Origin of the sequence: Algoriella xinjiangensis (assembly GCF_900115015.1) — a bacterium.
GTDB lineage: Bacteria > Bacteroidota > Bacteroidia > Flavobacteriales > Weeksellaceae > Empedobacter > Empedobacter xinjiangensis.
On record NZ_FOUZ01000007.1, the window covers coordinates 70,665 to 94,463 of the forward strand.

The window sequence follows — 23,799 nt, forward strand, 5'->3', positions numbered from 1 at the left end:
TTTATCTTAGCCCCAAAATTAACCCAAATGTCAAAAACGAACGATAAATTTGAGAAAAAAAGACTACGTTCTTCTAACATCACTGTTGTGATTAGTATAGCGCTAGTTTTATTTCTGTTAGGTATTTTCGGCTTAATTGTCATTAATGCACAAAGTTACGCAGAACATCTAAAAAGAGAATTAAAAATTGAAGCTTATTTTAAAGATGTTGAAGATCCAAAATTAAAAGATAAAGAGCTTGATAATCAGAAAGCTTACATCGATTCGTTAAAAGTAAAATATCCTTTTGTTGAGGCTACACAGTATATCAGCAAAGAAGATGCGGCTAAAATTGCGAAAAAAGATTTAGGAACTGATGGTAGCGATTTCTTTGAAGAAAGTATATTTCCTGCATCTGTACAAATCACGCTAAATCCTGCATTAATACAATCTGTAGAACAAATTGATTCTATTAATAAGGTATTGGCTAAAAATCCAATCGTAGACGAAGTAAAAAGTGATAAAGAAGCAATGGTAACAATTTACCACAGCATCAATAAAATTACTTTCTGGATTATGATTTTTGCAGTTATCTTCCTAGTTATAGTTGTTGTTTTAATTAATAACTCTATTCGACTTAAAATTTATGCAAAACGTTTTAGCATAAAAACAATGCAATTGGTTGGTGCAAGAAGACGTTTTATTATGAAACCATTCTTGATAGAAGGTGCAATTTTAGGCTTTTTTGCAGCAGTTATATCTGTTGTAGGACTTAGTATTTTATGGTATTTATTGGCAACAAAAGTTGGCTTGGTATTATGGAATCCTAATTATACAATGCTAATTATTATCTTATTAAGCATTGGTGTTATAATTGCAGTATTTAGTACTTTATTTGCAGCTTGGCGTTATTTAAGATTAAAAACGGATCAACTTTACTAAAATGAAATCAAATACAATCAATACAACTAATAAATCAGCATCTTCTCAAGATGCTGGTTTTAGTTTTTTATTCGGAAAAAGAAATTACATCTTTATGGCAATTGGTGTAGCATTAATTGGTCTTGGATTTTTATTAATGACAGGACACGATGCCAACACAAGACCAGACGGAACGTGGGATGCAAATTATTGGAACAACGAAATCTACTCTTGGAGAAGAATTAGATTAGCGCCATTTTTAGTATTAGTAGGTTTTGCAGTCGAAATTTATGCCATTTTAATCAATCCGAATAAAGAAAAATAATGACAATTTTACAAGCAATTATTATTGCTATTATTGAAGGTTTGACCGAATATTTACCTATTTCGTCAACAGCCCACATGGGATTTACAGCCGCTTTAATGGGAATGCCCGAAAGCGAATTTCTAAAAATGTTTCAAGTTTCAATTCAATTTGGAGCAATTTTATCAATTGTAGTTTTATATTGGAAAAAATTCTTCAATTTCAAAAACTTTGATTTCAGTTTTTACATCAAATTGGCTTGTGCCGTAATACCAGCATTGGTTTTAGGAAAATTATTTGATGATAAAATCGAAGCCGTTTTAGGAAATCAAGTTGCCATATCAGCCATGTTAGTTTTTGGTGGAGTTATTTTACTATTTGTAGATAAATGGTTTAAAAATCCAACTATTACCGACGAAAAACAAATTACACTTAAAAAAGCTGTGATCATAGGTTTTTGGCAATGTTTAGCAATGATGCCAGGTACATCTCGCTCTGCTGCCTCTATTATTGGTGGTATGACGCAAGGTTTATCCCGCAAAGCTGCGGCAGAATTTTCTTTCTTTTTAGCCGTTCCTACCATGTTAGCCGTTACAGTTTATTCTGTTTTTGTAAAAACTTGGGGCGAAAATACAGCTACTCCAATGAAAGGTTATGAAATGATTTTACAAGATCAACAACATATTACATTATTCATAATCGGAAATGTTGTGGCTTTTATCGTTGCATTAATCGCTGTAAAAACTTTTATTTCTGTATTAACTAAATATGGATTTAAACTTTGGGGTTGGTACAGAATTATCATCGGAATAATTTTATTGGTTTATTTTTGGAACAATCCAACACAGCCTGTAAAAGAAAACACTTCGTCAGTAGAAACGACAATGATTGAGCATAAATAAAATGAATACAGAAAAAATTCAGGAAGGTCATGTCTTTTTGATTGACAAACCGTTGGATTGGACATCTTTTGATGTGGTAAATAAAATCCGTTGGAATATCAGAAAAGCATACAATCTTAAAAAAATAAAAGTTGGTCATGCGGGTACTTTAGACCCAAAAGCAACTGGTTTATTACTGATTTGCACAGGTAAATTGACAAAGCAGATTGACGAATATCAAGCACAAGAAAAAACATATACCGGAACTATAAAAATTGGCGTTACGACACCAACTTATGATATGGAATCGGAGGAAAATGAAACTTTTCCGACAGAACATATTACGGAAGAAATGATTCACGAAGCGACAAAACAATTTGTTGGCGAAATAGAACAATTTCCACCAATGCATTCGGCCATTAAAGTTGACGGAAAACGTCTATACGAGCTAGCGCGTGTAGGAAAAGAAATAGAGCGTAAAGCTAGAACAATTACCATTCACAATTTTAAAATCACAAAAATAGACTTACCTTTTATTGATTTTGAAGTAAATTGTAGCAAAGGAACTTACATTCGTTCTTTGGCTTTTGATTTTGGTAAAGCTTTAAATTCGGGTGGATATTTAACTGCGTTACGCAGAACAAAAATTGGAGATTTTGATGTCATCAATTCCGATAATTCTTCTTTTGAGAGAAGTTATTTCGAGGAAAATCAAGAAAATAATTAATCAAAATATAAAATGCTTTAGAAAATTCTAAAGCATTTTTGTTTTATATAACATTTATAATGTTGTCAGAATTTTATTAATTTCTGCACTTACTAATTTCGGTTTTTGCATCACCATAATATGCGTTCCGCCTTCTATTTGTATAGCATCTTTTATATTTGTTATCGGAAAAACAATATCTTTTGTACCGTGTAAATGTGTTATATTTTGCTCGTTATAAGCTAAAGAATGATCCCAATTAACAATTTTATGAATAGACCATCTTAAATATTCAGCATCTTTAAACTCAAAAATATCATCTAGCCCATCTCGTTCTCTATTGGTGTAATACAATTTTCTTAACATCATGTACGAAAAAACGTGATCCGAAGTTAGGAAACTCATCGGTATAATTTTGTGCGCATTAATAGAAGAAGAAAATTTAAAAAGTTTCGGAATTTCTGTTCTATTCTTAACAGTCGAAACTAAAATGGTGTGTTTTGGATTGATAAATCGATTCATTTCTTGCACGATTATACCTCCAAAAGACAATCCCATCAAAAGAAAATCTTCTGTGGGATTTATATTATCCAACATTCGTTCGGCATAATGAGCGAGTGTTTCGTCTTTTTCGGGATTGAGCCAAGGAACATAAACTTGCTCAAAACCATCTTCCAAGCGTAGATTTTTGAACGCATTTTTATTTGCACCTAATCCACTAACTTGATATATTTTCATACGTTATAAAATGTCTTTTTTCTTTGAATAATCTGTTGGACGAACGCCAATTACTTTCTGAAAAGTGTTACTAAATGTTGGCAAACTATTGTATCCAACCATTGTAGATATTTCGCTGATAGAATAACTTCCGTCAATCAATAATTGTAAAGCTCTTAACATTCTTAGAATTGTAAAATATTGTACGAATGTCATGCTCAAATCTTTTTGAAATAAACGAGATAATGAGCGTTCTGAGAATCCAAATTCAGCGGTGATTTTTTTCATTGTAATCGAGCTGTCCATATTGTCATCTAAAAACTGTACAATTTTTTTCAATCGTTCGTCGTGTGCTAAAGGTAAAGCTAATCGTAAACTATTTTTACTAACTTTTGGTAAAATTTCCTTAAAAGCTTGTGCTATAACATATTCACTTCTATTTTCCGAAACTATATCTCCTTTCCATTGATTAGAGAATAATAAAAGTTCTAATAATAAACCGTCTGTAGGATAAATTCCTACTTTTTTGTAAAAAGCGTGATCTCCTTCGTTAATAGGAAAGTAGAGATTTCGCATAATTACCTCTGGTGTATTTGGGTGTATACTGTGTTCTGTGTGCGGAGGAATCCACATATAATGTCTGGCAGGTAAATAAAATGTGTCTTTTCCTATTTTTACATAGACAATACCGCCTTCGCAATACAAAAATTGAGCTTTGTTGTGCTTATGCTCAACCACGTACGCTTCCGAGATTTCTTTGTGATAACAAAAGATAGATGTTGGTGTTTTGTCAATCTCTGTCAAATAATATCGTGTATCGAATTTATTATCCAAGTGTATATTCATAGTTTCTTTAATCTGCGAACTAATATAATAATTAATTTGATATAATGTATAATGTACACAAATAAATATGTCTGTATTAGATAATTATTTGGCTTTTTTTAATATTGACAATCTATTATTTTTTGCAAAATTTGTAATTCCCTCTATTAAGAAGGTATAATAATTGAAAAGTATTAGAAAATAAGTTGCATTATGTTAGATAGAATAAAATTAACTGACTTACAATCAAAGGTAATGACGGCAGAAGAATCTGCCAATTTTTTTGAAGATGGAATGACTGTAGGTTCTAGTGGTTTTACAAGAGGAGGCGATTCAAAAGTTGTATTAAAAGCTGTTGCGGAGCGTGCCAAATCTGAGAATTTAAAAATCACTTTAGTAACCGGAGCTTCTTTAGGTCACGGAACAGATGCTGCATTAGTAGAAAGTGGTGCGTTAAAAAAACGTTTACCATTTCAGGTAGATACTGTTATGCGAAAAAATATTAATGCAGGTAATGTATTATTTATAGATCAACATTTAGGTGAAACTGCTGAACATATATTAGATGGCCAATTTAAAATTAATTTAGGTGTTTTAGAAGTTGCCGAAATTTTAGAAGATGGTTCTTTAGTGCCTACAACTTCTGTTGGTAACAATGCTGTAATTGCAGCAAATGCAGATAAATTAATTATTGAAATCAATACAGCAATTCCTACAAATATTAAAGGTATCCACGATATTTATAGTGTTGAGGAATATGGAAAAAGAACAGCTGTTAATATTACTGAATGTGATACTTTAATCGGAACGGAAACTATAAAAGTAGATCCTTCTAAAATTATAGCTATCGTTTTTCATGATATTACAGATGCTCCTGGAGATATACAACCAGCTGATGACGCAACTGCGGCAATTGCTCAAAATATTGTAAGCTTCTTCGAAAATGAAGTTGAAGAAGGTCGTTTAACAAAATCATTAATGCCATTACAATGTGGTATTGGTAAAGTTGCAAATGCAGTTTTAGGTGGATTAGAGCATTCTGATTTCGAAGATTTAGTGATGTATTCTGAAGTATTACAAGATTCTACATTTGATTTGATTGATTCTGGTAAAATGAAATTTGCTTCGGCATCTTCTATGACGGTTTCTCAAGAATGTTACGATCGCGTAATTGGAAATATCGACAGCTACAAAGGTAAAATTGTATTGCGTCCGCAAGCTATTTCTAACTCAGCCGAAGTTATTCGTCGTTTAGGAATCATCGGAATCAATACATCTTTAGAGTGTGATATTTACGGTAACGTAAACTCAACACACGTTTCTGGTACACACATGATGAATGGTATTGGAGGTTCTGGAGATTTTGCGCGTAACGCTTATATCTCAATCTTCGTAACGGCTTCTGTTGCAAAAAATGGTAATATTTCGTCAATTGTTCCTATGGTTTCTCACGTAGATCATACAGAACATGATGTTGATATTATTGTTACAGAGCAAGGTTTAGCAGATTTAAGAGGTTTAGCACCACGAGAAAGAGCTATCGAAATTATCAACAATTGTGTTCACCCAGATTATAAAGCAGAATTATTGTCTTATTTTGAAAGAGCTTGTGCAGAAAGAGGTGGACAAACACCACATATCTTAGAAGAAGCATTTTCTTGGCATTCTCGTTTAAGAGAAAAAGGATCAATGAAAAAAGAAGAATTATTAATGGTTAACTAAAAATAGTACCATCATTATACTCTTATAAAAGCATAATTCGATTTGTCGGATTATGCTTTTCTTTTTAAATAATGTAACTTTGTTATAAGTCTAGAATAAATGAAAAAAATAATATTACTTACAATAACCTTGACAACATTTTTTGCATGTCAATCTGGTAATAATAAAGAACAAAATTTAGAACAAATCGATAAAAAATCTGCGCGCGAAGTCGTTTTATCAACCAAAACTGTTGGCGATTCTGTTTTACACATCACCAATCAAAAAATTTGGGCAAATGATCTTTTAATCGGCGAAAAAGTAGACACATTAATTACGCACAAACAATTTTCTCCGTCCGATTCTACATCTACACCAATATATGTTACAATTCAATAAACCTTTTCCGATGAATAAAAAAGAAAGAAGAGCAAGCAAAGTCGTAACATTGGTTTTAATTTCTTCGGTACTTAGTTCATGTGTACAAAAAGAAGCTGCGCCTGTTGCTAACAATACTCAAAAAGTATATATGCGTGCCGATTCTACTGCACCATACACCGATGTTTCCGAAAATTACACGAGTAATAACAACAACGGTAGTCATGTTGGTGGTATGGGAACTTCTCTGCTTTGGTTTATGGCTTTTCGTAGCTTAACTGGTGGTATGGGCTATGCAAGTCCAGGTTTGCATCAACAATCAAATGTTGGTACTAATTCTGCAAAAGCAACTGCACTAAAAAGTCAAACAATACGTGGTGGTTTTGGTAAATCAGGCTCATCAAAATCAGTTTCATCTTAATTATAAATCATGCAAATCAAACGATTACAAAAAGATTCTAATTGGCAAGAACGATTAGAAAATATTGGATTTGGCTATCATACAGATGAAAAAAATCAAACGTATTGGGTAGAAGATTATTATTATTCGATTACCGAAAAAGAAGCAGATCAAGTTTTTGAAGCGACAAACGAATTATGGGAAATGTGCTTAAAAGCAGTGGAACATGTTATTCAAAATAATCGTTTAGATGAGTTTAAAATTCCAAAATTTATACAACCTTATTTAATTGATACGTGGGAAAATGATGCGCCAAGTATTTATGGACGTTTTGATTTTGCGTATGATAAAAATAATCAAATTAAGTTATTAGAATTCAATGCAGATACGCCCACTTCTTTGTTTGAATGCGGTGTCGTACAATGGCTTTGGATGGAAAATTATTTTGGAGATACAAAAGACCAATTTAATTCGGTACACGATAAATTAATTGAAACTTGGAAAATGTTGAAACCATATTTAAAAGGTGATACACTTCATTTTTCTTGTGTTAGAGAGTCTTTAGAAGATTTAACGAATATAGAATATCTACGCGATTGTGCTATACAAGCTGGTATAAACACAAAATTAATTTATGTTGATGAAATTGGCTGGAATAATGTAAATTTTGTTGATTTAGAAGAACAACCAATTACAGATATTTTTAAATTATATCCGTGGGAATGGATGGTGAATGAGCTATTTGCATACAACATCAAAAACGATGAAACCAATGCAAATTGGATAGAACCAGCTTGGAAAATGATTTTATCAAACAAAGCTATTTTGGCTGTTTTATGGGAAATGTATCCAAATCATCCGTTATTATTAGAAACCTATTTTGATACACCAAATGAGATGAAAAACTTTGTTAAAAAACCGCTTTTATCTCGCGAAGGTGCAAATATAGAAGTTGTTAGAGATGGTAAAATTACCGAACAAACAACTGGCGAATATGGCGACGAAGGCTTTATTTATCAAGCTTTAGCAGAATTACATCACGAAGAAACAGGTTATTCTATTATCGGAAGTTGGTTAATTGGTCAAGAAGCTTGTGGAATTACTTTTCGAGAAAGTGATCAATTTATTACAACCGACAAAAGTCGATTTGTACCACATATTATTGAGTAAATATTTAGATATAAAATATAAAAAAGCTTCGCTATTTGCGAAGCTTTTTTTATGTCATTTAGAGAAACGAGGAATCTCTATTTTATGTAGATTCTTCACTTCGTGCCAAATAAAATTTTAAAGGTTTTTAAATTGATTAATTAAAAGACATTCAAATATTTATCCTATTAATTACAGATAATTCAAAAAATAATTGCTTTTATATGATTTTTTTCATAAATTTTAGAAAGATTCCGTAAAAGAACTATTTTTTATTAAATAATTAAGTCATAATTCCTTATAAAAAATATTCTTCAAAAACTGAATCAAAACCAACTATAAAAAACCAAAAATTAAGTAATTATGGACTTTCTTGATGATTTATTAAATTCCTCAACACTTCCTACAGAACGAATCTCGCAAATGTTGGACGAGGATTTATTTTGGCAAATTATTGAAAATTCTTTGATTGATGCAGATAATTTACATGATCAAGAAAAATATCTTTCGAAAGAATTAGAAAATTTAGTTGCCGAAGATATTATTGGTTTTCAATTACGATTAGAGTATAATTTATATTTGTTACATACGCCCGAAGCGTGGTGTGCAGCGTGTATCATGAATGATGATACGGATGTTCATCATTTTTTCTACTTCAAAAGTTGGGTTATTTCACAAGGACAAGAAATGTTTGAAAAAACTATTTTACATCCCGATAATTTAGCCGAATATTTTGATGAAGGTTTTAATGACGATGATTTATATGAGTTCGAAAATTTTAATATGATTGCAGATAATGTTTTTTATGAGAAATTTGAACATAAAATTATCGATTTTATCGACAAAAACTTTTTTCAGTATCTAACTCAAAATTCTCCAAAGCCCGAATTTGATTGGGATGACGAAAATTTGGCAAGTTTACAAGCCATTTGCCCTACTCTTTTTCAGATTTTTGTTGAAGATTATTCTCCCGAAGACGAAGATTATGATGATGAGGAAGATGAAGATTTTGATGATGAATAAATTTACTACTGTATTTATTCCATTAGAATCAGACAATAATTTATGGAAATACCTGACAATAACCTCTTTAACAATTTATTTTTTTATCGTTTTAATTGGGTATAGTTTTTTAAATTTCTTTTTATTATCTGGTCTAATCATTGTTCAACTCTACTTTATTATTTCTAAACAAACTGAATCTTACGAATTCAAAAACAATCAATTTATTTATACTTTTTTATTTTACACAAAAACGGTAACTTTTACAAGTTTTAGCATAAAAAGTGGAGAATACAAAGATTCTTATAAGAGAGTTACTAATGGACGAGTAATAGAATTGTACAATGAAAACAAAGTTGTATGCTCAATAAAAGATATACATAATAAATATGTGTTTGATGAGATTTTATCTTTTTTGAAAAAAAATCACATTGAAATTACTAATGATAATGAATTTAAGCTTAATTATCTTGACAAAAAAATTTCTATAATCGGAATATTAGTTTCTACTTCTTTATTAATTTTCTTTTTTTCATTTTTTATTGAGAATTACAACCCAAATAAATTACAAGAATATAAAACAATACAAGGACATATTGCTTATAATCCACATATAGATAAGGTTGGAAAAAAGAATAGGAAAAAACATATTTTAGTATTTAATTTAAAGGAATATCCAAGCACTCGTTTTATTTTACAGAATGATAATTTAAATAAAATGAATGGAAATGAATTTATAAAATCTGATCATATAAATAATTCTATTGAATTTAATATCTATAAAGAAGATGATGAGTATAAAATTAAGAAATTAACACAACCTTACTTTTTATCTCATTTTAATAATAAAAATGGAGTAACAATACAATCAATAAAATACAAAAATCTTGATTTAATTACTATTGATACGCTCGATAAGAATAATGAAGGTGTACTATATTTATCAAGCTTTATACTTATATTTTTAAGTGTTTATTTAGGTTACTGTTTATACTACATATTTAAAATTTTAAACTAAAAAAGGAGAACCAATTGGTTCTCCTTTCATATATAAACTAAATTTTATTAATTATCCTAATACTTTAGCAACAGTAGCTCCGATATCAGCTGGCGATGCAACAACGTGAATTCCACATTCTTCCATAATAGCCATTTTAGCTTGTGCTGTATCATCAGCTCCACCAACTATAGCACCTGCATGTCCCATTGTTCTACCTTTTGGTGCAGTTTGTCCTGCGATAAAACCAACAACTGGTTTAGTTCCATTTTCTTTAATCCAACGAGCAGCTTCAGCTTCTAATTGACCTCCAATTTCACCAATCATTACGATACACTCCGTTTCTGGATCATTCATAAATAATTCAACAGCTTCTTTTGTTGTAGTTCCAATAATTGGATCTCCACCAATACCAATAGCTGTAGAAATTCCGTAACCAGCTTTTACAACTTGGTCAGCAGCTTCGTAAGTTAAAGTTCCTGATTTAGAAACGATACCAACTTTACCTTTTTTGAAGATAAATCCTGGCATAATACCAACTTTAGCTTCTCCTGAAGTAATAACACCTGGACAGTTTGGCCCGATTAAAGTTACATCTCTTTGATCTACATAAGCTTGTACTTTAACCATATCTTCTACTGGAATACCTTCTGTAATACAAATAATTACTTTGATACCAGCTTCAGCAGCCTCCATTACAGCATCAGCAGCAAATGCTGGTGGAACGAAGATAATAGTAACGTCAGCTCCGGCTTGATCAACAGCATCTTTAACAGTGTTGAAGATTGGTAAACCTAAATGAGTTTGACCACCTTTACCTGGAGTTACACCTCCTACTACTTGAGTTCCGTACTCAATCATTTGTTCAGCATGAAAAGTTCCTTCTTTCCCTGTGAATCCTTGAACGATTATTTTTGAATCTTTGTTTACTAATACAGACATTGTGATTTTTAATTTACACAAATATAAAATCTCTTTCCCGTTTTAAAAAATATTCGTTGTAAAAAATACGCTAAACATTTATTTATTCGCGTCTAATTCGCATAAGATATTTGTCATAAAAAAAGTCAACCAATTGGTTGACTTCATTCTTTATTTATTTTTTCTGTATTCTTTTACCATTAATTGGGTCGTTGCGAGTTTTTTATACAACGAACGTGCTTCTTCTGCTGGTGTACCAAAATAGGCTTTTCCACCTTCCAAAGACTTACTTACACCTGCTTGTGCAAGTAACACTGCTTTTGTACCAATTGTTACACCACTTGTAATACCAACTTGTCCCCAAATAGAAACTTCGTCTTCTACAATTACGCAACCTGCAATACCAACTTGCGATGCTAACAAACATTTTTTACCAATAATTGTATCGTGTCCAATTTGTATTAAATTATCCATGATTGTTCCTTCTCCAATTATTGTAGATGCAGAAACTCCTCTATCTATCGTACAATTAGCACCAATTTCTACATTATTTTCGATAATTACATTTCCCACAGATTTTAAACGATCAAATCCTGATGGACGAGTTTTATAGTAAAAAGCATCTGCTCCTAAAACTGTTCCTGAACGAATAATTACATTATCACCAATTATTGCATGATCGTTAATTGTAACATTTGCGTGTATCAAACAATTTTTACCAATTTTTACATCGTTTCCAACAAAAGCGCCTGGCTGTATAATTGTGCCTTCGCCTATTTCTGCTGTATCCGAAATATGTTTTGTTGCCGGCTGAAATGGTAAAAAATATTGTCCAATTTTCACAAAATCACGAAATGGATCATCAGAAATTAATAATGCTTTTCCTTCTGGACATTCTACTTCTTTATTAATTAAAATAATAGTTGCCGCAGATTCTAATGCTTTATCATAATATTTTGGATGATCTACAAATACAATATCACCAGCTTCTACGCGATGAATTTCATTAATTCCTTCTACAGGATAATTTTCGTCACCAATATATTTTGCATCAATTATAGCTGCAATATCTTTTAATTTATGTGTTTTTGGAAATTTCATACTTTCAACTTCTTAATGTGTACAAATATAAAAAGAAAAAGCCGCCTACAATGAGACAGCTTTTATGATTTTTATGATTGAATGATTATTTTTTCTTGAAAACCATTGTTTTAACATCATTTGCATATAAAACTAATTTCCCGTTTTGGATTTCGTATTTATTTACATTGTTAAAACGTTCGCCAAAAGCATCAGAATCTACACCTTGACATGCCATACGAGTTGTTGCAATATTTTTAACTGTTAACGAGTTGCCTACCGCTACAAAACCACCTGTTAAGTTGTTACAACCGTCATTTCCAGATACTAAATTGTTTTGAAAAGTAAGTGTTGGTTTTTGATTTGGAAAACGATCATCTAAAGATTTTGCACTTCTATCTCTACCAATAAATTCTTCTAATTCCCATGTACCAGCTAAAGTACCAGCGCGTTTAAATCTCATAATTGCGATATCTCCTTGTATCAAAGTCATTGTATCTCCATCAACAGCATAACTTAATTTACCTTGTAATTTCGATTTAAAATTAGTGTCTTGCACGCCTTCACAAGCTTTCATTGTAGACATCATGTTACCAAAAGTAATTTGATTACCTTCTATTGTTATTCCACCTCCCATTGTGTTACAACCATCCGAAGCATTAAGCATTTTGTTCGAAACAAAATCTAAATAAGGCACTCCCATTGGATAAGCATCTGACAAAGATTTACCTCCTTCTGTCATTATATAATCTAATTCCCATCTACCTAAAACACTATCTTTAGAAGTTTGGTTATTTGATATAGGATTAGTTACTGTAGAACATGACGATAAAAATCCTGTAGCTAAAATGGCTGCGAAAGATATTTTTAAAATAGATGATTTCATAATTATTAATTTCAAGTTTCGAGAGTATATACGAATACCGTACCAATTTTAACATTTAACCTAAAATTGTTATTAACACAGCTTATTAAATAGGGACAAATAAAAGGGATGTGAATAAATTATCTTAATTTTGAATAATTAATTATCATTTCTAAATTCCTTAAAAATACTCAATTTGATTTCTCAAAGAACCATAGATATTATTTTTGAAACTGCTCGTGTAGAAGAAGTTGTTGGCGATTTTGTAGTTCTAAAACGTGCAGGATCTAGCATGAAAGGTTTATCGCCTTTTGGTAACGAAAAGACGCCGTCATTTGTTGTTTCGCCTGTAAAACAAATTTGGAAAGATTTTTCTTCTGGTAAAGGTGGAAATGTTGTGACATTTTTGATGGAAGTAGAACAATTTACTTATCCAGAAGCGTTGCGTTGGCTTGCCAAACGATATAATATCGAAATTGAGGAAGATGCAGAAGCATCAATGGAGCAAAAACAGGAAGAAAAAGAGCGCGAAAGTTTATTTACTTTGACTGAATTTGCGAAGAAATTTTTCATCAATCAATTGCATAATTCCGAAGAAGGAAATCTTATTGGTTTAAGTTATTTTAGAGAAAGAGGTTACACAAAAGAAATAATTGAAAAGTTTGAGTTAGGTTATTCTCCTAAACAATGGGACGTTTTTGCAGAGTATGCCCTAAAAAACGGTTATACAAAAGAACTTTTAGAAGAATCTGGATTAGTTAATTTTAAGGAAGACAATAAAAAATATGATAAATTTAGGGAACGTGTTATGTTTCCTATTTATAGTTTTTCGGGGCGTGCACTAGGTTTCGGAGGTCGTATTTTACAAAATAATGTAAAAGCACCAAAATATCTAAACTCGCCCGAGAATATGATTTACCATAAAAGTAAAACGCTCTATGGTTTATTTCAGGCAAAGCAACATATTACCAAAAAAGATCATTGTTTTTTGGTCGAAGGTTATACCGATGTTTTATCGTTGTATCAGGCAGGTGTGCAAAATGTTGTGGCAAGTTCGGGTACAGCTTTAACTGTTGAACAAATTCGTTTGATAAAACGTTTGACAGAAAATATTACCGTAATGTACGATGGCGATTCTGCCGGTATTAAAGCTTCTTTTAGAGGAATTGATATGATTTTGGAGCAAGAACTTAATGTTAAAGTTCTTTTATTACCAGAAGGCGAAGATCCAGATTCGTTTGCTAAAAAACATTCTGCCACGGAAATTGAAGAATATATAAAGGATAATGCAACCGATTTTATCCGTTTTAAAGTAAATGTTTTATTGGACGAAGCAAAAGATGATCCAATCAAAAAAGCAGCTTTAATACGAGAAATTGTAAAATCGATTTCCTTAATTCCGAATATTATTAAGCGTGAAGTTTATGTAACCGAAACCTCGAAATTATTACAGATTAGAGAAGAAGTTTTATTTAAAGAACTTGCTCAACTTCAGAAATCTGGTGATAAATACCACGAAAATTCGAATGATAATTTTTCGGAAGGAAAATCAAAAAATAAACCCACTATTTCTGTCGTTTCTCCTACAAAAGAGATTATAAACGTACAGCAAACCGTTGAAGATGAAATTATAAAACTAATTTTTCAATATGGTGATTTAGAAGTTGATTTAAAAAACGAGAACAACGAGCTATATAAAACTACTGTTATACAAGAAATAATTTCTCAGTTTGACGAAAATGAATTGCGTTTATCAAATCCACTTTATCAATCTATTTTAGATGATGTAAAAGTTGGATTAGAAAAAGATGAATTGCGCACTGGTACTTATTTTTCGCGTTTAACAAGTTCTGAAATCGTTAATCTTGCTTCGGAAATGATGTTAGAAAAACATAGTTTAAGCGAAAATTGGACGTTAAAACAAGGTATTCATATACGTAAAAGAGAAGAATTTGTTTCGAAAGATTTATTTGATGTTTTATTGCGTTACAAAATTCTATACATCGATAATTTGATTAAAGATTTAATGAATCAAACTAAAAATCCAGAAATTAAAGCTGAAGAAACAAGTCAAATTTTGCAACAAATTATGCATTTTACGGGTTTGAAAAATATTCTGAATCAACATTTAAATCGTGTGATATAATTTCTTGATTATTCTTAAATGTATAAATAATTAAAATTCAGTTATTTAACTTTATTTTCACATATTCTCTTAAAAAAATTAGTAAGTTGATTATTTTTTAACTTATAGTTAACAAATAGCTTTAACTCTACTGAACATAAAGCTTTAGAAGTATTTGAAACCTTGTAAATCATCACTATAAACTATGCACGTGTAGATAAAGTCTATTATGTGTTATTTTAGTATTACGATTCAGAAAAAGCTAAAGAATGACAAAGAATTTTTTAACATTATTAGTAATGCTGATGATGATCTCAGTAGCTCAGGCCAAAGGAAAATCAAGTTTTTCGACAGAAAACCCATTACCGTTACCGGTTTCATTATATGCTAAGAAAATAGTTAATTCTAATTTATTAGGTAAAATGGCAAGTATTACCAAAACAGATACAACTGTAGCGGAAATTGTAGAAAAAGCAGGAAATAAAATAAGTGGAATAGTATCTTGGTATGCTGATAAATTTCACGGTAAAAAAACTTCGAGCGGCGAATTATATGACAAAAATAATCTTACAGCTGCACACAAAACTTTACCTTTTGGTACAAAAGTAAAAGTTACTAACACAAAAAACGGAAAATCTGTTATTGTAAAAATTAATGATAGAGGCCCGCACACAAAATCAAGATTATTAGATTTGAGTAAAGCAGCATTTACATCTATTGGTTCTACTAATTCGGGTACACTGAATGTAGATATGGAAGTAGTAGATTAATTGCATTTTTAGATATGAAAGAAAAAAGGTTTGAACATTGTTCAAACCTTTTTTTGATTTAATCATCGTGGTGTTTACGGTGATTTTTATCTTTCTTATAATACTTATTTACTTTTTTCTTTTGTTGCCCTGGCGCATATCGTTTTGCAGATTTATCGCCATGTACTTTTTTGTGTTGTCCGGGCGGTAAACTTCTGTGATTGTCATATCTCGTATCGTATCGAGGATATTTTTTATACTTTTTTTGTTTTTTATTACGGTGCTCTATCCCGTAAACTGTTGTAGATCCATCACAAGAAGTTAAGAACAACGCAGCAAGTGCAAAAATTGCAACAAGATTAAATTTTCTTAAGATTGTTTTCATATTCATCATTCATTAATACTCGTTTTGTAAGACAATAACCTTACCAAAAATCAAGTATAGTTAACTTTCTGAAATTTATATTGGAATAGTATTTGAGTCAATTAGTTAAACGAAACAATTATGAAAGAAAAAATACAATATCGATACAAAGCAACTGCTGAAGCTTTGAATGAATTGAAAGAATTGGGTTATACAATTGATTATAATATCGAGAAAGAGCAAATAAAAGCTGAACCAGCAAACTTTGACATTACATATATTTATCGTTACGAAGGAAATTCTGATCCTGATGATGAATCTTCTGTTTATGGAATTGTAAACAACAAATCAAACGAAAAAGGTGTTTATGTTGTGGGTAATCTTAGTACTGATGACGATGTAGATCACTTTTTGGTTGATTTAGAAATTAAACGAAGAACAGTAGAATAGTTTATAAATTATTAGTAAAAATAAAAAAAGCTCGATACAAATTGTATCGAGCTTTTTAAGTTTTATTCTAAACTTTCTACTAGAAAGGATATTCATAAATTTTTGATTCGTGAAAGTAAGGGTGACCTTTAGCTTCTAAGTTTAATTTAGAAACTGCGTTCATTACTACGAAAGTAAATAAACCTGCTACCGCTACTAAAGCTCCTAACTCCATGAATCCGAAGTTATGGAAAGGTCCAACTGCTGCTGGCATAATTTGATTGTAAAAATCCCAGTAGTGTCCTACAACGATTAAGAATCCCATTCCGAATACAAACGCATAACGACGTTTCATGCTTGAACTGATCAAGATTAAGAATGGTAAAACTAAGTTTACGATTAACATCCAGAAGTAGTAAGGATACTGATCAATACGTTGTTGGAAGTATTGAACTTCTTCAGGTATGTTTGCGTACCATTGTAATAAGAACTGACAGAACCATAAGTATGACCATAATAATGAGAAACCGAACATGTATTTTGTTAAATCATGTAAGTGGTTATCATTAAATAATGGTAAAGATCCTTTTCTTTTTAAGTAAATCGAAATGATTGCCATAATAGATACAGCAGATACTAGGTAAGATACCATTCCGTACCACATAAATAAAGAAGAGAACCAGTGTGGATCTAATGACATAATGAAATCCCAAGAAAAAGCTGCAGAACAAATCGCAAAAATTACGATGTAAATTACGGCTCTTGTGTATAATTGAGAGTAAACTTTTAAGTCTCCATTTGTTTCATCTAATTTACGTGTTGTATTCTTAATAACGAATACCATTAATGATAATACAACTAAATAGATAATAATACGGATAGTCCAAAATGGTACGTTTAACCATAGTTTAGCCTTATTCGCCATAAATATATCATATTTAGGGCTATTAGGATCTAATAAACTTGTATCCATCCAGTGGTACAAATGGTTAAAATGAGCTGCAGATGCTAAAGCTACAATACCTACTAAGATTGCTCCTACTGGTAAAAAACTAGCGATTGCTTCCATAACACGAGATACAACCATAGACCAACCTGCATTTGCAGCAAATTGAATACATAAGAAGAACATTGCAGAAGCTGCGATACCAAACGATAAATATGCTGGCACATAAAAAGCAGCCCAAGGTCTGTTTTTCAACAAATTCACTAAATGTTCCATATGACCTGCATGATCAGTATTCATCGATGCATATGAATCCGAAATATAGTCACCGTAGAATTGAGTTGGGTGTGCTTCAATTAAACCGTTGATATATTCAGTTGAATTAGCAACATCTGATTGATGTAAGAAAAATCCTATCCCGTAAAGTACTACACCTACCACAATCATGATAAGTGAAGTCATTTTTAATTTTGGGGAAAATGTATATTGCATAATAATTAACTTATTTTATTATTTTTTAGTTGCTGTTTCAGCTGTTACAGGCGCTGCTTCAACTTTTGCTGCGTCTGCAGCAGGTGCTGCTTCGGCAGTAGCTGTTGCGCTACCTTGTTTCAAACTCATTACATATTCAGCAACTCTCCAACGGTCTGCAGGAATCATTTGAGAGGCATAAGAACCCATCGCATTTTTTCCGTACATAATAACGTGATAAACAGAACCTACTGTAACATCTCTTTCGCTATAATTAGGTACACCTGAATATGCTTTAGATTTTACGATTGATCCTTGTCCGTCTCCAGAATCTCCGTGACAAACTGCACAGTTTTGGTGAAATAACAATTTACCTCTTTCTAAATCTGCTGCTTTATTAGCTGCATTTAATGGAGATGTTGTTACTGCCTTAGCTTGTGCATAACCAGCGTTATTGTTTTTAAAAGTCCATGGTAAAATATCACCATCTGTTCTTGCTACAGCACCTTCTACAGATTCTAAAGCAGACATATTGTGATTTTTACTAAATAAAGGAACTTCTGAATTCTCTTCGTCATGTGGGTAACCAAAGGTTGCCTTTTCGTAAGGATCGTATGCAATCGGATAATACATATCTGGCATATATACGATACTAGAATGACGTTTCTTATCTGAACAAGAAGTAATAAGCATACTTCCTAATCCTATAAATAATGCGATCTTTTTCATTATGCTTCTTGTACTAAATTATTAACATTTGATTGAACGAAATCACCTTTTACAGTTACTTCTTCAGCACCAGTTTCTACAAACACATTTTTGATTTTCTCTACATCAGATGTTTTAATCTCAATTAAGAATTTATCATCTGTTGTACGTGGATCTGGATTTTTTGCTGCTGCACCTGGATACATTTTATTACGTATTAAATACGTAATAACCATAAAGTGTGCTGCACAGAATACTGTCAACTCGAACATAATAGGAACGAAAGCTGGCATATTCTCACCCCAAGTAAAAGATGGTTTACCACCAATATCTTGTGCCCAATCGTGATTCATGACAAACCAAGTCATCAAAGATGCCAAGGTTGTACCAAATAAACCGTAGAAAAAAGCAAGATCTGAAATACGTGTTTTCTTAAGCCCTAATGCTTTGTCTAGTCCGTGTACAGGGAAAGGTGTATATACTTCATCTATCGTAATACCTTGTTTACGAATAGATTTTACTGCTTTTAATAAATCATCGTCGTCTCCGTAAAGACCATAAACGATTTTAGTGTTCGTGATGCTCATCTTCAGTATGATGTTTTTTATAGCTTTCGCCTGATGATTTCAAAATAGTTTTTAATTCAGATTGTGAAATTACTGGGAATGTACGTGCGTACAATAAGTATAACACAAAGAAGAATCCATTAGTACCAATAAAGATACCTACGTCTACCCATGATGGCATAAACATTGTCCAGCTTGATGGTAAGTAATCGCGAGATAAGTTGATAACGATAATATCAAAACGCTCAAACCACATACCAACGTTTACTACAATAGAGATAACGAATGTCCAGAAGAATGATCTTCTAACTCTACGGAACCATAATAATCCTGGTACTAAAACATTACAGATAATTAATGCCCAGAATGCCCACCAATAAGGTCCTGTTGCTGCACCTGGAGAGAAATATGTAAAATCTTCGTAACGAGATCCTGAATACCAAGCAATCCATAACTCTGTTAAGTAAGCTACTGCTACCATACCACCTGTTACAACGATTACAATATTCATGTATTCGATGTGTTTACGTGTAATATAGTCTTCATAATGCAATACTTTACGCATTACACTTAATAATGTTTGTACCATTGCGAAACCAGAGAAAATTGCTCCAGCTACGAAATATGGTGGATATACTGTCGAGTGCCATCCTTTAATTACAGATGTCGCGAAATCGAAAGATACAATTGTGTGTACCGAGAATACTAATGGTGTACATAAACCAGCTAATACTAAAGATAATTCTTCAAAACGTTGCCAGTGTTTTGCACCACCTCCCCATCCGAAAGCTAAGATTCCGTAGATTTTCTTAGCAAATGGTTTAGTTGCACGGTCACGGATCATAGCGAAATCAGGAATTAATCCCATCAACCAGAAAACTGTTGATACAGAGAAATACGTAGAAATCGCGAATACGTCCCATAATAATGGTGAGTTAAAGTTTGGCCATAATGAACCAAATTGGTTAGGAATTGGGAATACCCAATACATTAACCATGGACGACCCATGTGAATTACAGGAAATAACGCTGCCTGTACAACGGCGAAGATAGTCATGGCTTCCGCAGAACGGTTAACCGACATTCTCCATTTTTGGCGGAATAATAATAAAACGGCTGAGATTAATGTACCAGCGTGACCGATACCTACCCACCATACGAAGTTGGTGATATCCCATCCCCAGTTAATCGTTCTATTTAATCCCCAAACACCGATACCTGTTCCAATTGTATACGCAATCGCTCCAACACCAAAGATGAAAGCAACCATTGCGATACTGAAACATATCCACCACAATTTTCCAGACTTATTCTCGATAGGACGAGCAATGTCTTCTGTGATATCGTGGTAGGTTTTATGTCCTAAAATAAGGGGTTCTCTTACCTGTGATTCGTAATGTGACATATTTGTTTACCTTATTGATTCTTTAATAAATAAATTAAGCTTGTTCTTTTCTGTTTCTAACTTTTACTTGATAGATAACATTTGGTTTTGTTCCAATCTCTTCTAATAAAACATAAGAACGGTTATCTTTCGATACTTTTCTTACTTCTGATTTATCATCGTTGATATCTCCAAATTTCATTGCACCTGTTCCACAAGCACCAGCACATGCAGCAGCATTTAAAAACTCATCGTCTTTAACAGCTCTGTTCTCTTTCTTAGCAGTTAAAATAACAGCTTGAGTTTGTTGAATACAGAATGAACATTTCTCAATTACACCTCTTGTACGTACAACCACATCAGGGTTTAAAACCATACGACCTAAATCGTTGTTCATATGGAAGTCATACTTATCGTTGTTTGCCCAGTTAAACCAGTTGAAACGACGAACTTTGTAAGGACAGTTATTTGCACAGTAACGTGTACCAACACAACGGTTATACGCCATCATGTTTTGACCTTGACGACCATGAGATGTGGCAGCTACTGGACAAACAGTCTCACAAGGAGCATGGTTACAGTGTTGACACATTAATGGTTGGAAGATTACGTCTGGGTTTTCTGCCTCAGGTTTAATTAAACGTTTGTATTGTTGAGGCTCATTATCAGGATCTGTTTCGATCGCAACTTTTTGAGTTAATTTACCTGCAGGATCTTGGTAAGTTACATCAGAGTAGTAACGGTCAATTCTTAACCAATACATATCTCTCGACATACGCATTTGCTCTTTACCTACAGTTGCAACGTTGTTTTCTGCTTGACAAGCAATAACACAAGCACCACATCCTGTACAAGAATTCATATCAATTGTTAAATTGAAGTGAGGTCCTGTTGTACGATCAAATCCAGCCCATAAATCAACTTCTCCCATAGGAGAATCACCTCTCCAAGTTGGCATTTTAGCAACTGGATTCCACTCTTGACGATCTGTGTTAATAAAATCTGCTAAAGAAACTTCTCTTGCGATTTCGTAACGTCCCATTAAAGTAGGTTGTTGTTGCATATTTGCAAACTCGTGTTTGTCTGTACGAGAAGATTTTTCTATCTTAACGTTAGACGCTCCAACATTACCAGCGTACAATGTAAAGGCGTTAACACCTACATTATTTGCAACTTTACCAGCTTTAGATCGACCGTAACCGAATGCTAAACCTACAGTACCTATTGCTTGACCTGGTTGGATGAATACTGGTACATTTTCTAAAGTAGTTCCATTAACCGTTAAGTTAACAAACTCTCCATCAAATTGCATTCTTCCGTTTGTAACGTTGTAGTTATCCTGAATTTTGATTCCTAATTTTTCTGCATCATTAGGATTAACTGTTAAATAGTTATCCCATGAGTTTCTTGTAATTGGATCTGGTAGCTCTTGTAACCAAGGGTTATTAGCTTGTGTACCGTCTCCTAAACCAGTTTTAGAATAGAATTGGATTTCCCATTCTGATGCTCTACCAGCAGCTAATTTAGTTGCAGCGGCTGCAGCAACAGCTGTATTAGCAGCAAATGTAGTTACCTCTGTCGATTCATTATAACCATTGTATAATGCTTTGTTGAAGTCTACACCTACTTTTGGTAAAATAGCTGTTTCCCAGTTTTGTTTTACATATAAGTAGAATGGAGAAACTTTTTGTCTTGTAGCTGAAACCGCCATCACCATAATTGGATCATTTGGATCTTCTGCTTCTACAACTTTAGTTTGTCCTGTCATCCATGCGATTAATGAATCTTGGAATTGACGAGAATCAAAAATACGTGCGATTGTTGGTTGCTGTAATGAGTAAACACCTGTTATTGGGTTAAAATCATTCCAAGACTCTAAACCATGAGTCACAGGAGCAATAACATCCATAACAGAAGCTGTTTCATCTAATTTCTCAACTAAACCAACTTTTAATCCGATGTTTTTGAATGCTGCTTCAATTTCTTTTGAATTTTTCGCATTGTAAATAGGATTTGTTTGGAAGTTTAATAAAACACCTACTTGTCCTGCTTTAGCATCTGCTACAAATTGATTGAATACAGTATTGTTTGATTCTTTTAATAAGACAGCTTTACCATTTAATGCAGCTGAAGCTAATAATTGGTTGATTGCAAATGCGATTGTGTATGCTTCTTTAGAACCATCAGCCATCACAACTGCTTTAGAACCTTTTGCTTTTAACTCTGCAACGATAGATTGAGCTTCTTTAGATACAGATCCACCTTGTAAACCGTTGTAAACTTCGGCTAATAATTTTTCTGTATCAGTAGATTTTAATGGAATACGTGTATCCGCGTTAGCACCTGTTAATGATAAAACAGATTCTACTTGGATATGACGTAACATAGTTGCTCCTGGTTTACGAGCAATACCATAGTCACCTTCCATTCCACCACCATTATAGTCTGCTAAGAAATCAGCGTTGAAAGCAACTACTAATTCTGTCTTAGTTAAATCATAAAATGGTAATTCTCTTTTTCCGTAAACTTCTTGTGCTGCGTCTAATGCGTTTGAATAAGAAACGGCATCATACACTACGTGTTGAGTTGTTGGATATTTTGTTGCAAATTCTGCAATCAACTTTTTAGTTGTTGGTGAAGGTAAAGATGGTGTTAAGATAACAACTTTTTTACCTGCCACGTTTGCTAATGCTTTAGCTACACGTGCATCAACTTCTTTCCAAGATGTTGCTTTAAAATTATCGCCACCATTAGTTAATGGTGTTTTTATTTTATCTGAATCGTATAATGATAATACAGATGCTTGAACTCTTGCATTTGTAGAACCAAAATATTTTGCTCCTTTATTTGCATCAATACGGATAGGACGACCTTCTCTTGTTCTTACTAGAACATTTGCGTAATCGTATCCATCAAATACTGTAGATGCATAATATGTAGGTACACCCGGCATGATATTCTCCGGTTTTACTACGTAAGGAACAGATTTTACGATTGGAGCTTCACAAGCTGCTAATGTAACAGCGGCTGTACTGAACCCTAAAATCTTCAAAAAGTCACGTCGTGAAGTTTGACTATTCTCCATGGCGTTATCATTCCCTAAGAAATTATCTACAGGAATTTCTTCTGCAAATTCATTGGTAGTTAACTTATCGTTTAACGTATTGTCAGTTAACTCCTCAAAACTTTTCCAGTAATTTTTCTTCGAAGCCATTTATACTCCTCTCTTTT

General features: G+C 32.5%; 24 protein-coding genes. 13 read left to right on the forward strand and 11 right to left on the reverse strand.

Features of this window, described 5'->3' with window-relative positions:
* Positions 1-27: 27 nt before the first annotated feature.
* From BM072_RS07925 to truB, 4 genes are read left to right on the forward strand one after another with little or no spacing between them, the layout of a single operon-like run.
* Positions 28-921, forward strand: a complete 894-nt coding sequence (locus tag BM072_RS07925) for a cell division protein FtsX (RefSeq protein WP_092908126.1) — start codon at positions 28-30, stop codon at positions 919-921.
* 1 nt (position 922) lies between these two features.
* Positions 923-1,225 carry a DUF3098 domain-containing protein gene (locus BM072_RS07930; protein WP_092908127.1) on the forward strand — a complete coding sequence of 101 codons (303 nt, stop codon included), beginning with the start codon at positions 923-925 and terminating at the stop codon, positions 1,223-1,225.
* On the forward strand, positions 1,225-2,106 hold the full coding sequence (locus tag BM072_RS07935; protein WP_092908128.1) for an undecaprenyl-diphosphate phosphatase: 882 nt from the start codon (positions 1,225-1,227) through the stop codon (positions 2,104-2,106). The genes BM072_RS07930 and BM072_RS07935 overlap by 1 nt, the downstream gene beginning before the upstream one ends.
* A gap of 1 nt (position 2,107) precedes the next feature.
* Complete coding sequence (truB, locus tag BM072_RS07940; RefSeq protein WP_092908129.1) at positions 2,108-2,812, forward strand: tRNA pseudouridine(55) synthase TruB; 705 nt, start codon at positions 2,108-2,110, stop codon at positions 2,810-2,812.
* 54 nt (positions 2,813-2,866) lie between these two features.
* Here the strand turns inward: truB and BM072_RS07945 are convergent, their stop codons facing one another.
* Together BM072_RS07945 and BM072_RS07950 are read right to left on the reverse strand one after the other, a co-directional pair.
* Positions 2,867-3,529: a hypothetical protein gene (locus BM072_RS07945; RefSeq protein WP_092908130.1), complete on the reverse strand. Its 663-nt coding sequence runs from the start codon at positions 3,527-3,529 to the stop codon at positions 2,867-2,869.
* 3 nt (positions 3,530-3,532) lie between these two features.
* Positions 3,533-4,354, reverse strand: a complete 822-nt coding sequence (locus BM072_RS07950) for an AraC family transcriptional regulator (RefSeq protein WP_177190281.1) — start codon at positions 4,352-4,354, stop codon at positions 3,533-3,535.
* 192 nt (positions 4,355-4,546) lie between these two features.
* On the opposite strand from BM072_RS07950, the gene BM072_RS07955 reads away from it, so the two are divergent.
* From BM072_RS07955 to BM072_RS07980, 6 genes are all read left to right on the forward strand, one after another.
* Positions 4,547-6,055 (forward strand): succinate CoA transferase, encoded by a 1,509-nt coding sequence (locus tag BM072_RS07955; protein WP_092908131.1) that lies wholly within the window; start codon positions 4,547-4,549, stop codon positions 6,053-6,055.
* 99 nt (positions 6,056-6,154) lie between these two features.
* A complete protein-coding gene (locus BM072_RS07960) occupies positions 6,155-6,433 on the forward strand; it encodes a hypothetical protein (RefSeq protein WP_092908132.1) in 279 nt (92 codons plus the stop codon).
* Complete coding sequence (locus BM072_RS07965; protein WP_245752085.1) at positions 6,417-6,833, forward strand: hypothetical protein; 417 nt, start codon at positions 6,417-6,419, stop codon at positions 6,831-6,833. Before BM072_RS07960 ends, BM072_RS07965 begins: the two co-directional genes overlap by 17 nt.
* A gap of 9 nt (positions 6,834-6,842) precedes the next feature.
* A complete protein-coding gene (locus tag BM072_RS07970) occupies positions 6,843-7,982 on the forward strand; it encodes a glutathionylspermidine synthase family protein (protein WP_092908133.1) in 1,140 nt (379 codons plus the stop codon).
* Between the two features lie 342 nt (positions 7,983-8,324).
* Complete coding sequence (locus tag BM072_RS07975; protein WP_092908134.1) at positions 8,325-8,984, forward strand: DUF4240 domain-containing protein; 660 nt, start codon at positions 8,325-8,327, stop codon at positions 8,982-8,984.
* Positions 8,977-9,981, forward strand: a complete 1,005-nt coding sequence (locus BM072_RS07980; RefSeq protein ID WP_092908135.1) for a hypothetical protein — start codon at positions 8,977-8,979, stop codon at positions 9,979-9,981. Before BM072_RS07975 ends, BM072_RS07980 begins: the two co-directional genes overlap by 8 nt.
* A gap of 51 nt (positions 9,982-10,032) precedes the next feature.
* Here the strand turns inward: BM072_RS07980 and sucD are convergent, their stop codons facing one another.
* The 3 genes from sucD to BM072_RS07995 all read right to left on the reverse strand — a co-directional run bounded on the left by sucD (position 10,033) and on the right by BM072_RS07995 (position 12,847).
* Positions 10,033-10,902, reverse strand: coding sequence for a succinate--CoA ligase subunit alpha (gene sucD / locus BM072_RS07985; protein ID WP_092908136.1), 870 nt, complete (start codon positions 10,900-10,902; stop codon positions 10,033-10,035).
* A gap of 150 nt (positions 10,903-11,052) precedes the next feature.
* A complete protein-coding gene (locus tag BM072_RS07990; RefSeq protein ID WP_092908137.1) occupies positions 11,053-11,982 on the reverse strand; it encodes a UDP-3-O-(3-hydroxymyristoyl)glucosamine N-acyltransferase in 930 nt (309 codons plus the stop codon).
* 85 nt (positions 11,983-12,067) lie between these two features.
* On the reverse strand, positions 12,068-12,847 hold the full coding sequence (locus BM072_RS07995) for an META domain-containing protein (RefSeq protein ID WP_092908138.1): 780 nt from the start codon (positions 12,845-12,847) through the stop codon (positions 12,068-12,070).
* Between the two features lie 175 nt (positions 12,848-13,022).
* Here BM072_RS07995 and dnaG point away from each other — a divergent pair, with 175 nt between their 5' ends.
* Both dnaG and BM072_RS08005 read left to right on the forward strand, forming a co-directional pair.
* Complete coding sequence (gene dnaG, locus BM072_RS08000) at positions 13,023-14,972, forward strand: DNA primase (protein ID WP_092908139.1); 1,950 nt, start codon at positions 13,023-13,025, stop codon at positions 14,970-14,972.
* Between the two features lie 248 nt (positions 14,973-15,220).
* Entirely contained in the window at positions 15,221-15,721 is a 501-nt protein-coding gene (locus tag BM072_RS08005; RefSeq protein WP_221405169.1) for a septal ring lytic transglycosylase RlpA family protein, read from the forward strand.
* A 58-nt stretch (positions 15,722-15,779) separates the two neighbouring features.
* Here BM072_RS08005 and BM072_RS08010 read toward each other — a convergent pair whose 3' ends face one another.
* Positions 15,780-16,085: a hypothetical protein gene (locus tag BM072_RS08010; protein ID WP_245752087.1), complete on the reverse strand. Its 306-nt coding sequence runs from the start codon at positions 16,083-16,085 to the stop codon at positions 15,780-15,782.
* Positions 16,086-16,205: 120 nt separating this feature from the next.
* On the opposite strand from BM072_RS08010, the gene BM072_RS08015 reads away from it, so the two are divergent.
* The gene (locus tag BM072_RS08015) at positions 16,206-16,514 is read left to right on the forward strand and encodes a hypothetical protein (RefSeq protein WP_092908141.1); all 309 of its coding nucleotides are present in this window, start codon (positions 16,206-16,208) and stop codon (positions 16,512-16,514) included.
* Between the two features lie 79 nt (positions 16,515-16,593).
* On the opposite strand, the gene BM072_RS08020 is transcribed toward BM072_RS08015, so the two are convergent.
* Genes BM072_RS08020 through BM072_RS08040 form a run of 5 tightly spaced genes read right to left on the reverse strand, consistent with a single transcriptional unit; the run spans position 16,594 to position 23,782 of the window.
* Positions 16,594-17,901, reverse strand: a complete 1,308-nt coding sequence (locus tag BM072_RS08020) for a hypothetical protein (RefSeq protein WP_245752089.1) — start codon at positions 17,899-17,901, stop codon at positions 16,594-16,596.
* Positions 17,902-17,949: 48 nt separating this feature from the next.
* Positions 17,950-18,639, reverse strand: coding sequence for a c-type cytochrome (locus tag BM072_RS08025; RefSeq protein ID WP_092908142.1), 690 nt, complete (start codon positions 18,637-18,639; stop codon positions 17,950-17,952).
* Positions 18,639-19,205, reverse strand: coding sequence for a DUF3341 domain-containing protein (locus tag BM072_RS08030; protein ID WP_407927126.1), 567 nt, complete (start codon positions 19,203-19,205; stop codon positions 18,639-18,641). Before BM072_RS08030 ends, BM072_RS08025 begins: the two co-directional genes overlap by 1 nt.
* Positions 19,186-20,589, reverse strand: a complete 1,404-nt coding sequence (nrfD, locus tag BM072_RS08035; RefSeq protein ID WP_092908143.1) for an NrfD/PsrC family molybdoenzyme membrane anchor subunit — start codon at positions 20,587-20,589, stop codon at positions 19,186-19,188. The genes BM072_RS08030 and nrfD overlap by 20 nt, the downstream gene beginning before the upstream one ends.
* A 34-nt stretch (positions 20,590-20,623) precedes the next feature.
* On the reverse strand, positions 20,624-23,782 hold the full coding sequence (locus BM072_RS08040) for a TAT-variant-translocated molybdopterin oxidoreductase (RefSeq protein ID WP_092908144.1): 3,159 nt from the start codon (positions 23,780-23,782) through the stop codon (positions 20,624-20,626).
* Positions 23,783-23,799 lie beyond the last annotated feature (17 nt).

Bases quoted from the DNA above. Each gene is read 5' to 3' on its own strand.
- BM072_RS07925 (WP_092908126.1), top strand. From the start codon at position 28: ATGTCAAAAACGAACGATAAATTTGAGAAAAAAAGACTACGTTCTTCT.
- BM072_RS07930 (WP_092908127.1), top strand. From the start codon at position 923: ATGAAATCAAATACAATCAATACAACTAATAAATCAGCATCTTCTCAA.
- BM072_RS07935 (WP_092908128.1), top strand. From the start codon at position 1,225: ATGACAATTTTACAAGCAATTATTATTGCTATTATTGAAGGTTTGACC.
- truB (WP_092908129.1), top strand. From the start codon at position 2,108: ATGAATACAGAAAAAATTCAGGAAGGTCATGTCTTTTTGATTGACAAA.
- BM072_RS07945 (WP_092908130.1), bottom strand. From the start codon at position 3,529: ATGAAAATATATCAAGTTAGTGGATTAGGTGCAAATAAAAATGCGTTC.
- BM072_RS07950 (WP_177190281.1), bottom strand. From the start codon at position 4,354: ATGAATATACACTTGGATAATAAATTCGATACACGATATTATTTGACA.
- BM072_RS07955 (WP_092908131.1), top strand. From the start codon at position 4,547: ATGTTAGATAGAATAAAATTAACTGACTTACAATCAAAGGTAATGACG.
- BM072_RS07960 (WP_092908132.1), top strand. From the start codon at position 6,155: ATGAAAAAAATAATATTACTTACAATAACCTTGACAACATTTTTTGCA.
- BM072_RS07965 (WP_245752085.1), top strand. From the start codon at position 6,417: ATGTTACAATTCAATAAACCTTTTCCGATGAATAAAAAAGAAAGAAGA.
- BM072_RS07970 (WP_092908133.1), top strand. From the start codon at position 6,843: ATGCAAATCAAACGATTACAAAAAGATTCTAATTGGCAAGAACGATTA.
- BM072_RS07975 (WP_092908134.1), top strand. From the start codon at position 8,325: ATGGACTTTCTTGATGATTTATTAAATTCCTCAACACTTCCTACAGAA.
- BM072_RS07980 (WP_092908135.1), top strand. From the start codon at position 8,977: ATGAATAAATTTACTACTGTATTTATTCCATTAGAATCAGACAATAAT.
- sucD (WP_092908136.1), bottom strand. From the start codon at position 10,902: ATGTCTGTATTAGTAAACAAAGATTCAAAAATAATCGTTCAAGGATTC.
- BM072_RS07990 (WP_092908137.1), bottom strand. From the start codon at position 11,982: ATGAAATTTCCAAAAACACATAAATTAAAAGATATTGCAGCTATAATT.
- BM072_RS07995 (WP_092908138.1), bottom strand. From the start codon at position 12,847: ATGAAATCATCTATTTTAAAAATATCTTTCGCAGCCATTTTAGCTACA.
- BM072_RS08005 (WP_221405169.1), top strand. From the start codon at position 15,221: ATGACAAAGAATTTTTTAACATTATTAGTAATGCTGATGATGATCTCA.
- BM072_RS08010 (WP_245752087.1), bottom strand. From the start codon at position 16,085: ATGAAAACAATCTTAAGAAAATTTAATCTTGTTGCAATTTTTGCACTT.
- BM072_RS08015 (WP_092908141.1), top strand. From the start codon at position 16,206: ATGAAAGAAAAAATACAATATCGATACAAAGCAACTGCTGAAGCTTTG.
- BM072_RS08020 (WP_245752089.1), bottom strand. From the start codon at position 17,901: ATGACTTCACTTATCATGATTGTGGTAGGTGTAGTACTTTACGGGATA.
- BM072_RS08025 (WP_092908142.1), bottom strand. From the start codon at position 18,639: ATGAAAAAGATCGCATTATTTATAGGATTAGGAAGTATGCTTATTACT.
- BM072_RS08030 (WP_407927126.1), bottom strand. From the start codon at position 19,205: ATGAGCATCACGAACACTAAAATCGTTTATGGTCTTTACGGAGACGAC.
- nrfD (WP_092908143.1), bottom strand. From the start codon at position 20,589: ATGTCACATTACGAATCACAGGTAAGAGAACCCCTTATTTTAGGACAT.
- BM072_RS08040 (WP_092908144.1), bottom strand. From the start codon at position 23,782: ATGGCTTCGAAGAAAAATTACTGGAAAAGTTTTGAGGAGTTAACTGAC.